This is a genomic window from Acidovorax sp. sif1233, assembly GCF_019218755.1.
GTDB lineage: Bacteria > Pseudomonadota > Gammaproteobacteria > Burkholderiales > Burkholderiaceae_C > Acidovorax.
In genome coordinates this window covers 132,106-145,498 of sequence record NZ_JAHUWZ010000006.1, presented here as the reverse complement: position 1 = coordinate 145,498, position 13,393 = coordinate 132,106, and the positions used below count along the sequence as shown (strand labels likewise).

Here is a 13,393-nt window from a genome sequence, read left to right as displayed (position 1 = left end):
CCTGAATTTCAAGCCAAATAGGCCGTCAGCGCTTACTCATCAAGCGCGAACAGCTATCAAACAAATAGCAATTTCAGGAGAAAGCGGGGGCCCGCGCGGCGGCAGCGGCGCGGCGGTGCGCGCAGCGATGTGCGCGGCGGGGATGGGGCGCAGGGCGTGCGCCAGGGGGTGAACCACAGGCAGCCGGGCCTGGGACACGGGAGGCGGAGCGCCGACATGCGCACACAGGGGGCAATCGAGCGTGTGGCTGGACATCTCCTGCATGCCATCGTCGGTCTTGACCAGCAGCTTGATCGCGCCCGAACCCGAGCAGATCAGTTCCATCGCCTGGGGGTTGACCAGGGGCGAGGCCACGGCCACGCCGATGGACAGGACAAACCACGCCAGCACAAGGCGGGCGAGCCAGCGAAGGCCGCGGATGGTTTGCAGGGAGGAAGGCATGGCAGGGTGATTGTAGGTGGCCCGGCCCCGGCCGCCTTGATCAGGGTCATCTGCGCGACGGACGCGGCAGGAGCGCCCGCCTACCATGCGCCTGTCATCCACAACTACAAAGGAGACTCCACCATGCTCACACTCTGCGGCTTTTCCGCCAGCAACTACTACAACAAGGCCAAGCTCGCCCTGCTCGAAAAGGGCCTGCCCTTCACCGAGGAGCTGGCCTGGGTCGGCGAGACCGACCGCAGCGCCAGCCCGCTGGGCAAGGTGCCCTACCTGCGCACCCCCCACGGGCCACTGTGCGAATCGGCCGTGATCGCCGACTACATCGAGATGGCCCACCCCCAGCCCGCCCTGCTGCCCGCGGACCCCTATCAGGCCGCCAAGGTGCGCGAGCTGATCACGTTCCTGGAACTGCACCTGGAGCTGGTGGCGCGCAACCTGTACCCCCAGGCCTTCTTTGGCGGCAGCGTGAGCGAGGCCGCCCGCGACAAGGTGGGCGCGCAGCTGGAGAAGAACATCGCGGCGTTCGGCCAGCTGGCGAAATTCAGCCCTTACGTGGCGGGCGACACGTTCACCATGGCCGATTGCGCGGCCATCGTTCACCTGCCACTGGTGAGCTCGGCCACCAAGATCATCTATGGCCGCGACTACTTGGCCGCGCTGCCCGTGCGCGACTACCTCGCGCGCATGGCCGAACGCCCGCACGTGCAGCGCGTGAACGCCGACCGCAAGACGAACACCGCCGACATGCTGGCGAGGAAGTGAAGCTTGAGCGCAGCCCCCTGAGCCGCTGCGCGGCTTCCCCCGGAAGGGGACGCACCAGTTTCACGCGGCTGCGGATGTTGGTGCTGACGGAACCGGAGGGGCGCGGGCACTGCGCGCCGCGTGCAGCCGGTGGTCAGAACTTGGGGGCGCGCTTCTCGCGCAGGGACGCCACGCCCTCGCGGGCGTCGGGGCCGCCAAAGCCCATGAATTCGAGCGCCAGCGAGGTTTCGAACATCGGGCCCGCCTGGCGCAGCCACTGGTTGAGCGCATGCTTGGTCCAGCGGATGGCGGTCTGCGAGCCGGCCGCCAGCCGGTCGGCCACCTCGTAGGCGCGCGGCAGCAGCTCGGCCTCGTCCACGGCCAGCGATACGAGGCCGATGCGCTCGGCCTCCTCGCCGCTCACCGGGTCGCACAGCAGCAGGTAGTACTTGGCCTTGGCCATGCTGCACAGCAGCGGCCACACGATGGCCGCGTGGTCGCCGGCCGCCACGCCCAGGCGGGTGTGGCCGTCCACGATCTTCGCGCCACGCGCCGCGATGGAGATGTCGGCCAGCAGGCCCGCCACCAGGCCCGCGCCCACGGCCGGGCCGTGGATGGCCGAGACGATGGGCTTGTCGCAGTGCACGATGTTGTAGACCAGGTCGCGCGCTTCCTTCCAGATGCGGCAGCGCAACTCGAAATCCTCGGTCATGTCCTGCACCATGGCCAGGTCGCCCCCGCCCGAGAAGCCCGCGCCTTCGCCGCGCAGCACGGCGCAGCGCACGCTGTCGTCGTCGCTCACGTCGCGCCAGACCCCGCACAGCTCGCGGTGGCCCACATGGCCCGCCGTGGGCAGCTTGCCGTTCAGCGCGCGCATCTGGATGTCCAGCACCGCGCCATCGGCGCCGCGGCGGGTGATGTTCAGCGTCTCGTAGCGCTGGTAGTCGGGGGAAGAAGCAGGCATGGCGGTGTGCGCGCGGCAAGCGCGGTGCAGTTGGGGAAGATGCGGCATTGTGGCGCGGGGGCGGCGGCGCCGGAACCCGTGCGCGGCGCAAATCCCGCTGCTATCCTGTGCGCATGCGCAGCCTCTTTCACCTCGCCTTTCACGTCACCGACCTGGACGCCGCGCGCCGCTTCTACGGCGGCGTGCTGGGGTGCCAGGAGGGCCGAAGCACCGACACCTGGGTGGACTTCGACTTCTTTGGCCACCAGATCTCCCTGCACCTGGGAGCGCCTTTCGCCAGCGCCCCCACCGGCCACGTGGGAAACCACATGGTGCCCATGCCGCATTTCGGCGCCATCCTGGAGCTGCCCGAGTGGCATGCGCTGGCCGCGCGGCTGAAGGCGGCAGGCACGGCCTTCGTGCTGGAGCCGCAGGTGCGCTTCGAGGGCGAGCCCGGCGAGCAATGGACCATGTTCTTCCACGACCCGAGCGGCAACCCGATCGAGATCAAGGGTTTCCGGTCGCTCGATGGGGTGTACGCCGCGTGAGCTACACCTTCGCGTCCGCCACCATCCTGCTCCTGCTGATCACGGATCCGCTGGGCAACATCCCCATCTTCGCCAATGCCCTGCGCGGCGTGGCCCCCGAGCGCCGCGCCCGCGTGATCCTGCGGGAGGTGCTGATCGCATTCGCGCTGCTGCTGGTGTTCCTGTTCTTCGGCGCCCAGTTCCTGCAGGTCATGAACCTGAGCGACCTGTCGCTGCAGCTCGCGGGCGCGGTCGTGCTGTTCCTGATCGCGCTGCGCATGATCTTCCCGCCGGACACCGGGCCGCAGACCGAGCTGCCCGGAGAACCCCTGATCGTGCCGCTGGCCATCCCCGCGCTGGCGGGGCCGTCGGCCATGGCCACGGTGATGCTGCTCGTGGCCCAGGCGCCCGAGCGGCGGCTGGAATGGGTGGGCGCGCTGTGCGTGACCATGGCGGTGTGCGCGGTCGTGCTGCTGATGGCCGAGCGCATCCAGCGCCTGCTGGGCGAACGCGTGGTCATGGCCTTCGAGCGCCTCATGGGGCTGATCCTGGTGGCCATCTCCGTGGAGATGCTCATTCGCGGCATCAAGCAGCTCGCCCACCAGCTGTAGCCACGGCGGCGGAGCTCCGGGCGCACCAGGAGCGCCGCCCCCTCAGCGGCGCTGCAGCAACGGGATCGTGCCGAGGGCAAAGACCGAGTTGGGCACGCCGACCCGCGCCATCAGGGGGCGGGGCTTGGCGCTCAGCTTGGGCCGCGGGGCCGCGGGCGCGGCCTCTTGCGGGACCACGCCCTTCTCCAGCTGCTGGGCAACGAGGTCCTGCAGGGTGACCGACTGCAGGTATTCCATCACCCGGGCGTTGAAGGTGGACCACAGCTCACCCGTCATCGACTTCACCTGCGCGGCCTGGCCGGGCGCCATGTTCTGGATGTCATCGGCCTTCAGGTTCTCGACCGCCAGGATGATCTCGGCCACGGAAATCTCGTCCGTGTTGCGTGCGAGGGTATAGCCGCCTCCGGGGCCGCGCGTGCTATCCACGAGCCCGGCGCGCCGCAGCGCACTGAACAGCTGCTCCAGGTAAGACAGCGAGGTGCCCTGGCGCGCGCTGATCGTCGACAGGGCCACGGGCCGCATTTTCTGGCGCAGGGCCAGATCGGTCATGGCCGAGACTGCGAGTTGTCCTCTGGTGGTGATCCGCATCTTTGACTCCTTGTGAACGGTGTATGGCCAGGGTTCGGTGCCCGAAGGGGCGTTCCGCGATCTGTCCATGAACGTACTGTAGGGATCTTGACACTTCGCGTATATTCGATTTATCGAGATTTTTACTTCGATTTTTACGAAGTATCAAGGAGACGGCATGAACTTCAAGCACCTGCGCTACTTCTGGACCACGGCCAAGGCGGGCGGCATCATGCGCGCCGGCGAGCAGCTCAACACCACGCCGCAGACGCTGTCGGGCCAGATCAAGCAGCTCGAGGAATGGCTGGGCCACGACCTGTTCAAGAAGCGCGGCCGGGGGCTGGAGCTGACCAGCGAAGGCCGCGTGGCGCTGGGCTATGCGGAGCAGATCTTCGCGCTGGGCGACGAGCTGGAAAAGTCCATCCGCCTGGCGCGCGGGCAGTCGCGCCCGCTGGAGTTCCGCGTGGGTGTGGCGGATTCGGTGGCCAAATCGGTCGCCTACCACCTGCTGGAGCCTGCCCTGGGCCTGGCCGAGCAGGTGCACATGACCTGCCACGAGGGCAAGTTCCCCGAGCTGGTGGCGCAGCTGAGCCTGAACCGGCTGGACCTGGTGCTGGCGGACGAGCCGGTCTCCAAGAAGATCGGCGTCAAGGCCTTCAACCACGGCCTGGGCACCAGCTCCATGAGCTTCTTCTGCGCACCGGCCCTGCGCAGCCAGCTGCAAGGGCCTTTCCCCAGGTGCCTGCATGGCGCGCCGATGCTGATCCAGGGGCCCATGTCCTCGGTGCGCCAGCAGCTCGATCACTGGTTCAACAAGCACCAGCTGCAGCCACGCCTGGTGGGAGAGTTCGACGACAGCGCGCTGATGAACGCCTTCGGGCGCGAGGGGCGCGGGGTGTTCACCTCGCCCACGGTGCTGGAAGAGGAGACCCAGGCCCAGTTCGGGGTCGAGGTGATCGGGCGCTCCACGGAGCTGGTCGAGGAGTTCTTCGCGATCTCGGTGGAGCGGCGCATCAGCCACCCCTGCGTGGCGGCCATCACCAAGGCCGCCCGCTCCGACCTGTTCGCAGCGTAATGGGGTAGCCCCCCTGAGCCGCTTCGCGTCTTCCCCCCAGAGGGGGACGCCCCCAGCGCGGCGGGGCGGCCCTTGCGCGGCGGGGCGGCCCTTGCGCGGGGGCACTCGCCCAGGTCGCGCCAGTTTCCTGAGGCTGCGACTATTGCCACGCTCCCCTTACATCAAGCCGTCACCTGCACCTGGCGCGCGTACGGCAACGGTGCCACAGCACCATAGCCCTGCACGGCCAGCGCGGCCGCGGCATTGGCATAGCGCGCCGCCGCGAACACGTCGTCACCCTGGGCCAGGCGGGCCAGCAGGTTGCCGCAGAAGCAGTCGCCGGCACCGGTGGCGTCCACGGGCGTGACGCGCAGGCCTGCGATGCGTTCCCTGCGCCGGCCGTCGCTCGCCAGTGCGCCTTCGGCACCGAGCTTGAGCACCACGGTGGCCGCGCCACGCGCATGGCCCCAGTCGACGATGGCGTCGGGATCGGACAGACCGGTCAGGGCCTGCATGTCCTCCAGGCTGGGCAGGAAGATGTCGCACAGCGACACGGCCTGTGCGATGCAGGCCTGGGCGCGCGCCAGCGGCCAGAGCTTCAGGCGCAGGTTGGAGTCGAAGGACACCAGCGTGCCGGCCTCGCGCGCCAGACGCATGGCCTCGAAGGCGGTGTCGCAGGCCTGCGGCGAGATGGCCAGCGAAATACCCGAGAGGTGCAGGATGCGCGCGGCGCGCAGCACGGCCGCGGGCTCGCCGGCCAGCCACTGCGGCGCCATGCGGCTCGCGGCCGACCCTGCGCGCTGGTAGCTGAACTCGTGCCCGGCCGCCCCGTGCGAGACGAAGTAGATGCCGGTGGGGTGCTCGCCGTCGCTCTGCACGGCGCGGGTGTCGACGCCCTCGGCGCGCCACAGCGCGGTGAGCGCCTGGCCGAAACTGTCCTGCCCGATGCGCGTGAGATAGGCCACGCGCGCGCCGGCCCGTGCCGCCGCAATGGCGGCATTGCTGGTGTCGCCGCCGAAGCCGCGCAGGTACTGCGGCTGGCCGGGGTGGACCTGGTTGAACTCGACCATGGCCTCGCCCAGCGCGGCCACGTCGAAGGTCTTTCCCACGGAGGTGGTGGAACGCTCAGGCACGGGGCTTGTAGGCGGTCACGTCGATCTCGACCTTGGCGTCGATCATGAGGCGCGACTCCACCGTGGAGCGGGCCGGCCGGTGCTCGCCGAAGCACTCCATGTAGACGCGGTTGAAGCTGCCAAAGTCGCGCGCATCGGCCAGCCAGACGCTGACCTTGGCCACGTCGGCCAGGGTGCAGTCGGCCAGGGCCAGGGCGTCCTTGACGCGCTGGAACACCTGGCGCGTCTGGGCCTCGATGCCGCCGACGATGACCTGGCCCTGGTCGTCCGTGGGCACCTGGCCCGAGACGAAGACGAAGTCGCCGGCGCGCGTGGCGGGCGACAGGGGACGCGCCTGGCGGTCGGATGCGATGGGGGACTGGCCCAGCAGTTCTACATGGCTCATGCAAGCTCCTTGTGTAATGAATTTACATAAATCGTCGGAAAAAACCCGTTTGACTTTCACAAACGAGTCATCTACGATCAAAAATGTAATGTTATTACTTATGGAGCCACGATGCAATCCTCATCCATCCGTGATTGGTTGACGCCCGGAACGCCTGTCCAGGCCGCCAGGCGCAGTGTTCTGGGCCTGGCAGCAAGCGCTGCCGTGCTCGTGGCCCTGGGGTCGGGCCAGCCCGCCCTGGCCGCCCCCGCCAAGGGGGGTGCCGCCAACCTGGCCATGGTCGGCGAGCCCCAGGGGCTGGACCCCATGGTGAGCACGGCCGACCTGGTCGGCACCATCATGCAGCACGTCTACGAGCCGCTGTACACCTTCGACGCGAACTGGGCCGTGGCGCCCATGCTGGCCGAGGGCCTGCCCTCCGTGTCCAAGGACGGCCTGACCTACACCATCGCCCTGCGCAAGGAAGTGAAGCTGCACAACGGCCGCGACCTGAATGCCGACGACGTGGTGGCCTCGCTGCAGCGCTGGATGGAACTGTCGCCGCGTGGCAAGGCCGTGGGCAAGGAGGTGGCCTCGCTCACCGCCAAGGGCCCGCTGTCGGTGGAGCTCAAGCTCAAGGCACCTTACGCGCCGCTGCTGGCCCAGCTGGCGCTGCCCAGCGGCATGGCTGCCATCATGGCCAAGGAGAGCATCGCGCCGCAGCTCAAGGAATTCGTCGGCACCGGTCCCTACAAGTTCAAGGAACGCCGCCCCGACCAGTTCACGGTGCTGGTGCGCCACGACACCTACAGCGCCCGCAAGGAGGCCCCGAGCGGCTACGCCGGCCGCCGCGAGGCCCTGCTCGACGAGCTGCGCTTCGTGCCCGTGCCCAATGCCAACACCCGCGTGGAGGGCGCCCTGTCGGGCCAGTTCCAGTACGCCGACCTGCTGCCCGTGGAAGCGGCCGGCCGCATCGACAAGGGTGCCCCGGCCGTGGTGCCCATCGTGACCAAGAACTTCGGCTTCCCTTACATCGTCTTCAACACCAAGGAAGGCGTGCTCGCCGCGCAACCGCTGCGCCGCGCGGTGCAGACGGCCGTGGGCTCGGGCGAGCTGCTGGCTGCGGGCTTTGGCGACAACCGCTTCTTCGTGGTGGAGCCCAACTTCTTCCCCAAGGGCACGCCCTACTACTCGGATGCGGGCAGCAAGCTCTACAACGAGCGCAACCCGCAGGCCGCCAAGGACCAGGCGGCCAAGGCCGGCTACAACGGCCAGCCGGTGCGCATCATGGCCAGCCGGCAGTACGAGTTCCACTACAACATGGCGCTGGTGATGGCCGAGCAGCTCAAGAAGGCCGGCTTCAAGACCGAACTGCAGGTGGTGGACTGGGCCACGCTGGTGCAGCGGCGCAACGATGCCAAGCTGTGGGACGTGTACTTCACGCACTCGGGCCTGTTCCCCGAGCCCATGCTCTCGCCGCCGCAGCTCGGTGACGGCGCGCCGGGCTGGTGGGATTCGCCCGCCAAGAAGGCCACGCTCACGGCCTTCAACCAGGAGACCAATGTCGCCAAGCGCGGCCCGCTGTGGGGTGCCGTGCAGCAGGTGGTGTACGACGAAGTGCCCTTCATCGAGGTCGGCAAGTTCAACGGCCTCTCGGCGCGCTCGGCCAAGCTGGAAGGCTACACGCCGGCGATCTGGCCGTTCTTCTGGAACACGGGCCTAGCCAAGTAAGCCCCCACTGCACGAAGGTTCGTTGCCATGCGTTTTCTGATGACCCGCCTGGGCGGCGCCCTGGTGGTGCTGGCCCTTGTCGCGGTGCTGGTGTTCGCGCTCACGCGCCTGGCCTCGGGCGACCCGGTGGCGCTGCTGCTGGGCGAGCAGGCCACGGCCGAGGACATCGCCGCGGCGCGCGTGCAGTACGGGCTGGACAAGCCCCTGCCCACGCAGTTCGTGCTCTGGGTGGGCGAGCTGCTGCAGGGCAACCTGGGCCAGTCCATCTTTCTGCAGCGCCCGGTGGCGCAGGCGCTGCTCGAGCGCGCCGAGCCCACGCTGTTCCTGGCCCTGTTCGCGGTGGGCATCGCGGCGCTGATCGGCATCCCCTGCGGCATGGCGGCCGCCATCTGGCGCGGCAGCCCCGGTGACCAGGCCCTGAGCGGCGTGGCCATGCTGGGCGCCAGCGTGCCCAGCTTCTGGCTCGGGCTGATCCTGATTCAGCTGTTCGCGGTCAAGCTCGGCTGGTTCCCGGCCTCGGGCTATGGAAATCCGGAGTCGCCGCTTGCGGAACGATTGACCCACCTGCTGTTACCCGCGCTGGTGCTGGGCCTGCTGAACTCGGCACTGATCATCCGCTTCACGCGCGCCTCGATGCTCGACATCCTGGGCGAGGACTACGTGCGCACGGCACGCGCCAAGGGCCTGGCCGAGGGCACGGTGATGGTCAAGCACGTGCTGCGCAATGCGCTGGTGCCGATCGTCACGGTGCTGGGCCTGACGCTGGCGCTGATGATCGGCGGCACGGTGGTGACCGAGACGGTGTTCAACCTGCCTGGCGTGGGCAACCTGGTGGTGCGTGCCGTGCTGCGCCGCGACTACCCGGTGATCCAGGGCACGCTGCTGGTCATCGCGGCCATCTATGTATTCATCAACCTGGCCATCGACTTCCTGTACACGCTGGTCGACCCACGCATCCGGCTGGAGGGCCAATGACATGGTGCAAGGCCTGATTCGCAATCTCAAGGACTACTGGCTGCCACTGGCACGCCGCCTGTTCGCACGCAAGGTGGTGCTGGCCTCGGCCATCGTGCTGGCCCTGGTGGTCGCGGTGGCCACGGTGTTCCCCTGGGTGTCGGACGCCGACCCCAACGCCATCTCGATCAGCGAGCGCCTGAACGCGCCCTCGGCCACGCACTGGGCCGGCACCGACGAGCTCGGGCGCGACGTGATGCTGCGCATCGTGCACGGCGCACGCTATTCGCTGTTGATCGGCGGGCTCACGGCTGCGGGCGCGGTGCTGTTCGGCACGCTGCTGGGCATGTTCGCGGGCTTCTTTCGGCGGCTGGACGCGCCGCTGATGCGCGTGGTGGACGCGATGATGTCCTTCCCCGACATCCTGCTGGGCATCGCCCTGGTGTCCATCCTGGGCGCCTCGCTGTGGAACGTGATGCTGGCGCTGGTCATCGTCTACACGCCGCGCGTGGCGCGCGTGGTGCGGGCCAGCACCCTGGTGCTGCGCGAGCTGCTGTTCGTGGACGCCGCGCGCGCCCTGGGCGTGCGCACGCCGCGCATCCTGCTCAAGCACATCCTGCCCAACCTGGTCTCGCCCATCCTGGTGCAGGTGACCTTCATCTTCGCCTATGCCATCCTGGCCGAGGCCGGCCTGTCCTTCCTGGGCGTGGGCGTGCCGCCCGACATCCCCACCTGGGGCACCATGATCGCGGGCAGCCTGGAATCGGCCGACCGCGCGTTCTGGACGATTCTCTACCCGGGCCTGGCCATCGTGTTCACCGCCCTGTCGCTGCAGATGCTGGGCGACGGCGTGCGCGACCTGCTCGACCCCAAGCTCAAGAAGGCCGCATGAGCTTTCACCGACCCACGCAAGCGCCCGCCCCTGGCGAGCGCGTTACGAAGGCACCCACCCCATGACCACCCCCACGGCTGCCCGGCTCGAAGTGCAGGGCCTGTCCACATCGTTCGCCACCGACGCCGGCCGCATCCAGAGCGTGGCCGACGTGTCCTTTGCCATCCACCCGGGCCAGACGCTGGCGCTGGTCGGGGAGTCGGGCTCGGGCAAGTCCGTCACCAGCCTGACGCTGATGGGCCTGCACGCCAAGACCTCGCAGGCCCAGGTCAGTGGCCAGGCCTGGTTCACCCGGCGCGACGGCCGGCGCGTGGACCTGCTGGCCCTGCCCGAGGCCGAGCGCCGGGCGCTGCGCGGCAACGAGATCGCGATGATCTTCCAGGAGCCCATGACCAGCCTGAACCCGGTGCTGACCGTGGGCGAGCAGATCGCCGAATCGGTGCGCCTGCACCTCAAGCTCGACCGCCGCGCTGCCTTGGCCCATGCCCAGCGCATGCTGGAGCTGGTGGAGATACCGGCCGCCAAGCAGCGCGTGCACGAGTACCCGCACCAGCTCTCGGGCGGCATGCGCCAGCGCGTGATGATTGCGCTGGCCATGGCCTGCAACCCCACGCTGCTGATCGCCGACGAGCCGACCACTGCGCTGGACGTGACCATCCAGGCGCAGATCCTGGCCCTCATGGGCCGGCTGCAGAAGGAGACGGGCATGAGCATGCTGTTCGTGACCCACAACCTGGGCGTGGTGGCGCAGTACGCCGACGCGGTGGCCGTGATGTACGCCGGCCGCATCGTCGAGTCGGCCCCGGTGCACGACCTGTTCGCGCAGCCCGAGCACCCCTACACGCGCGGCCTGCTGGCCTGCCTGCCCGGAGTGGCCAGGCGCCATGCGGTCGCGGTGGCCGGGCAGCGCCCGCGCCTGGTGGCCATACCGGGCCAGGTGTCGAGCCCGCTCGCGCCGCCGCCGGGCTGCGCCTTTGCGCCGCGCTGCGAGCGCCGCATCGCGGCCTGCGATGCGCGCATGCCGGCCCTGTCCGACGGCAGTGCCACCGAGGCCGGCCGGCGGGTGCGCTGCATCCGTGTGGGCGAGCAGGCGCAGCAGGAGGTGAGCGCATGAACGCCGTGGCCATGGCCCCGACCCCGGGCGATAACCTCATCGAAGTGCGCGGCCTGCGCAAGTACTTCGGCAGCGGCCCGCACCCGGTGCGCGCGGTGGACGACGTGAGCTTTGCCATCCGGCGCGGCGAGACGCTGGGCCTGGTGGGCGAGTCGGGCTCGGGCAAGAGCACCATCGGCCGCCTGCTGACGCGCCTGGTGGACCCGACGGCGGGCCAGATGCTGTACCACGGCAGCGACGCTGGCGGGCAGGACCTGGCCGGGATGAGCCAGGGCCAGTTCCGCCCGCTGCGCTCGAAGATCCAGATCATCTTCCAGGACCCGTACGCCAGCCTGAACCCGCGCATGCGCATCCGCGAGGTGCTGGGCGAGGCGCTGGACACGCACCGCCAGGCGCGCGGTGCGGCACGCCTGCCGCGCATCCATGAGCTGCTCACCCAGGTGGGCCTCAGGCCCGAGCATGCGGATCGCTTTCCGCACGAGTTCTCGGGTGGGCAGCGCCAGCGCATCGGCATTGCGCGCGCGCTGGCAGTGCAGCCGAACTTCATCGTGGCGGACGAGCCGCTGTCGGCGCTGGACGTGTCGATCCAGGCGCAGGTGGTGAACCTGCTGGGCGACCTCAAGCAGCAGCTGGGCCTGACCTTGCTGTTCATCTCGCACGACCTGGACGTGGTGGAGTACCTGTGCGACCGCGTGGTGGTGTTGTACCTGGGCCGCGTGATGGAGATCGCTCCCACCAGCGCGCTGTATGCGCAACCGGCCCATCCCTACACGCGCGCCCTGCTGGCCGCGGCCCCCATCCCCGACCCGGCGCAGCGGCGTACCATCCCCCTGCTGCAGGGCGACCTGCCCAGCCCCGCCCATCCGCCCTCGGGCTGCGTGTTCCGCACGCGCTGCCCGCATGCGGTGGCCGAATGCGCCAGCGCCGACATGGCCCTGCGCCCCGTGGGCACCGAGCACTGGAAGGCCTGCTGGCGCGACGACATCTGACCGGCGCAGCCCCGCTGCGTCCCTCCAACATGACGAGACGACATGACGAACACCACCACTGACTTCACCCTGGACGCCACCAGCAAGAGCTTTCCCATCGCGGCGGCGCCCTGCCGCGCCAGCGAGATCGCCGCACGCGGCTGGAATGTGCTGGCCGACGACCTGGCCTTCCCGCTGGCAGTGCTCAGCCGCACGGCGCTGGCGCACAACCTGGCCTGGATGCAGGATTTCGCCAAGCGCAAGGGCATCGCCCTGGCGCCGCACGGCAAGACCACCATGTCGCCCCAGCTCTTTGCCCAGCAGCTGGCGGGCGGTGCCTGGGGCCTGACCTTCGCCACCGCCTTCCAGGTCGCGGTGGGGGTGCAAGCCGGTGCGCGCCGCGTCATCATCGCCAACCAGGTGGTCTGCGATGCCGACCTGGATGCGCTCGATGCACTGCTGGCCCGTCACGCCGATCTCACGGTGTGGTTCCTTGTCGACTCGCTGGCGCAGCTCGCACTGGTGGAGGACTGGAAGCAGCGCCGCGGCAGTGCCCGTGTGTTCAACGTGCTGCTGGAGATGGGCATCCCCGGCCAGCGCACCGGCTGCCGCACGCTGGACGAGGCACTGGCCCTGGCGCGTGCGCTGGCGGCGTCGAAGGCCGTGCAGTTCGATGGCATCGAATGCTATGAGGGCGGCGTGGCGCGCTGCGACAACGAGCACGACGCCCGCGAGGTGACGGCCCTGGTGCGCCGCGTGATGGAGGTGGCACGCGCCTGCGATGCAGGGCACCTGTTCGCACAGGACCGCATCCTGCTCACCGCGGGCGGCTCGGCCGTGTTCGACCTGGTGGTGCCGCTGCTGCAGGCCCGGGGCCTGTCGCGCCCCGTGGAGGGCGTGCTGCGCTCGGGCTGCTATGTGACGCACGACCATGGCAACTACGCGCGCTTCCTCAAGAACGTGGAGCAGCGCGAAGGGCTCGATACCTCGCTGCGCCCGGCCCTCACGGTCTGGGCCATGGTGCAGTCGGTACCGGAGCCGGGCCTGGCCCTGCTGACCTGCGGGCGCCGCGACATCTCCTACGACCTGGAGATGCCCATCCCGGTGCAGCTGGCGCGGCGCGGCGAGCGCTCGGCAGCAGCCGCCCCTGCAGGCTGGAGCGTGAGCGCGTTGAACGACCAGCATGCCTACCTGCGCTTCGATGCCGCAGCCGGCGACGCCGGTGCGCCCCGCGTGGGCGACCGCGTGGCGCTGGGCATCTCGCACCCCTGCACCACCTTCGACAAGTGGCGCTGGATGCCGCTGGTGGAAGACGATGGCGCCATCACGGGTGCCATCAGCACCCGGTTCTGA

Annotated in this window: 15 protein-coding genes; 10 read left to right on the top strand and 5 right to left on the bottom strand. The window is 69.3% G+C overall.

The window, feature by feature from the left end; translation table 11 throughout:
* Positions 1-39: 39 nt before the first annotated feature.
* Entirely contained in the window at positions 40-441 is a 402-nt protein-coding gene (locus tag KW843_RS19695) for a DUF2946 family protein (protein ID WP_218296848.1), read from the bottom strand.
* 123 nt (positions 442-564) lie between these two features.
* Between KW843_RS19695 and KW843_RS19690 the strand changes: the two genes are divergently transcribed.
* Complete coding sequence (locus KW843_RS19690) at positions 565-1,203, top strand: glutathione S-transferase (protein WP_218296847.1); 639 nt, start codon at positions 565-567, stop codon at positions 1,201-1,203.
* Between the two features lie 133 nt (positions 1,204-1,336).
* Here KW843_RS19690 and KW843_RS19685 read toward each other — a convergent pair whose 3' ends face one another.
* The gene (locus KW843_RS19685) at positions 1,337-2,146 is read right to left on the bottom strand and encodes an enoyl-CoA hydratase/isomerase family protein (protein WP_218296846.1); all 810 of its coding nucleotides are present in this window, start codon (positions 2,144-2,146) and stop codon (positions 1,337-1,339) included.
* Positions 2,147-2,259: 113 nt separating this feature from the next.
* On the opposite strand from KW843_RS19685, the gene KW843_RS19680 reads away from it, so the two are divergent.
* A complete protein-coding gene (locus KW843_RS19680; protein WP_218296845.1) occupies positions 2,260-2,673 on the top strand; it encodes a VOC family protein in 414 nt (137 codons plus the stop codon).
* Complete coding sequence (locus tag KW843_RS19675) at positions 2,670-3,263, top strand: MarC family protein (protein WP_218296844.1); 594 nt, start codon at positions 2,670-2,672, stop codon at positions 3,261-3,263. The genes KW843_RS19680 and KW843_RS19675 overlap by 4 nt, the downstream gene beginning before the upstream one ends.
* Before the next feature lie 42 nt (positions 3,264-3,305).
* On the opposite strand, the gene KW843_RS19670 is transcribed toward KW843_RS19675, so the two are convergent.
* Positions 3,306-3,851, bottom strand: a complete 546-nt coding sequence (locus tag KW843_RS19670; RefSeq protein ID WP_218296843.1) for an Rrf2 family transcriptional regulator — start codon at positions 3,849-3,851, stop codon at positions 3,306-3,308.
* A 157-nt stretch (positions 3,852-4,008) separates the two neighbouring features.
* Here KW843_RS19670 and nhaR point away from each other — a divergent pair, with 157 nt between their 5' ends.
* Entirely contained in the window at positions 4,009-4,905 is an 897-nt protein-coding gene (nhaR, locus tag KW843_RS19665; RefSeq protein WP_218296842.1) for a transcriptional activator NhaR, read from the top strand.
* Positions 4,906-5,066: 161 nt separating this feature from the next.
* Here nhaR and KW843_RS19660 read toward each other — a convergent pair whose 3' ends face one another.
* Entirely contained in the window at positions 5,067-6,017 is a 951-nt protein-coding gene (locus tag KW843_RS19660) for a sugar kinase (protein WP_218296841.1), read from the bottom strand.
* Positions 6,010-6,402 carry a RidA family protein gene (locus KW843_RS19655; protein ID WP_007849612.1) on the bottom strand — a complete coding sequence of 131 codons (393 nt, stop codon included), beginning with the start codon at positions 6,400-6,402 and terminating at the stop codon, positions 6,010-6,012. The genes KW843_RS19660 and KW843_RS19655 overlap by 8 nt, the downstream gene beginning before the upstream one ends.
* A 111-nt stretch (positions 6,403-6,513) precedes the next feature.
* Between KW843_RS19655 and KW843_RS19650 the strand changes: the two genes are divergently transcribed.
* The 6 genes from KW843_RS19650 (at position 6,514) to KW843_RS19625 (ending at position 13,393) form a co-directional block, all read left to right on the top strand.
* Positions 6,514-8,112 carry an ABC transporter substrate-binding protein gene (locus tag KW843_RS19650; protein WP_218296840.1) on the top strand — a complete coding sequence of 533 codons (1,599 nt, stop codon included), beginning with the start codon at positions 6,514-6,516 and terminating at the stop codon, positions 8,110-8,112.
* Positions 8,113-8,139: 27 nt separating this feature from the next.
* On the top strand, positions 8,140-9,087 hold the full coding sequence (locus tag KW843_RS19645) for an ABC transporter permease (protein WP_218296839.1): 948 nt from the start codon (positions 8,140-8,142) through the stop codon (positions 9,085-9,087).
* Position 9,088: 1 nt separating this feature from the next.
* Entirely contained in the window at positions 9,089-9,958 is an 870-nt protein-coding gene (locus tag KW843_RS19640) for an ABC transporter permease (RefSeq protein WP_218296838.1), read from the top strand.
* Positions 9,959-10,019: 61 nt separating this feature from the next.
* Positions 10,020-11,072, top strand: a complete 1,053-nt coding sequence (locus tag KW843_RS19635; protein WP_007849591.1) for an ABC transporter ATP-binding protein — start codon at positions 10,020-10,022, stop codon at positions 11,070-11,072.
* On the top strand, positions 11,069-12,061 hold the full coding sequence (locus tag KW843_RS19630; RefSeq protein ID WP_218296837.1) for an ABC transporter ATP-binding protein: 993 nt from the start codon (positions 11,069-11,071) through the stop codon (positions 12,059-12,061). The genes KW843_RS19635 and KW843_RS19630 overlap by 4 nt, the downstream gene beginning before the upstream one ends.
* A 42-nt stretch (positions 12,062-12,103) precedes the next feature.
* Positions 12,104-13,393, top strand: a complete 1,290-nt coding sequence (locus tag KW843_RS19625; RefSeq protein WP_218296836.1) for an amino acid deaminase — start codon at positions 12,104-12,106, stop codon at positions 13,391-13,393.

Coding starts and splice junctions, on each gene's coding strand:
- KW843_RS19695 (WP_218296848.1), bottom strand. CDS start 441: ATGCCTTCCTCCCTGCAAACCATCCGCGGCCTTCGCTGGCTCGCCCGC.
- KW843_RS19690 (WP_218296847.1), top strand. CDS start 565: ATGCTCACACTCTGCGGCTTTTCCGCCAGCAACTACTACAACAAGGCC.
- KW843_RS19685 (WP_218296846.1), bottom strand. CDS start 2,146: ATGCCTGCTTCTTCCCCCGACTACCAGCGCTACGAGACGCTGAACATC.
- KW843_RS19680 (WP_218296845.1), top strand. CDS start 2,260: ATGCGCAGCCTCTTTCACCTCGCCTTTCACGTCACCGACCTGGACGCC.
- KW843_RS19670 (WP_218296843.1), bottom strand. CDS start 3,851: ATGCGGATCACCACCAGAGGACAACTCGCAGTCTCGGCCATGACCGAT.
- nhaR (WP_218296842.1), top strand. CDS start 4,009: ATGAACTTCAAGCACCTGCGCTACTTCTGGACCACGGCCAAGGCGGGC.
- KW843_RS19655 (WP_007849612.1), bottom strand. CDS start 6,402: ATGAGCCATGTAGAACTGCTGGGCCAGTCCCCCATCGCATCCGACCGC.
- KW843_RS19650 (WP_218296840.1), top strand. CDS start 6,514: ATGCAATCCTCATCCATCCGTGATTGGTTGACGCCCGGAACGCCTGTC.
- KW843_RS19645 (WP_218296839.1), top strand. CDS start 8,140: ATGCGTTTTCTGATGACCCGCCTGGGCGGCGCCCTGGTGGTGCTGGCC.
- KW843_RS19640 (WP_218296838.1), top strand. CDS start 9,089: ATGGTGCAAGGCCTGATTCGCAATCTCAAGGACTACTGGCTGCCACTG.
- KW843_RS19635 (WP_007849591.1), top strand. CDS start 10,020: ATGACCACCCCCACGGCTGCCCGGCTCGAAGTGCAGGGCCTGTCCACA.
- KW843_RS19630 (WP_218296837.1), top strand. CDS start 11,069: ATGAACGCCGTGGCCATGGCCCCGACCCCGGGCGATAACCTCATCGAA.
- KW843_RS19625 (WP_218296836.1), top strand. CDS start 12,104: ATGACGAACACCACCACTGACTTCACCCTGGACGCCACCAGCAAGAGC.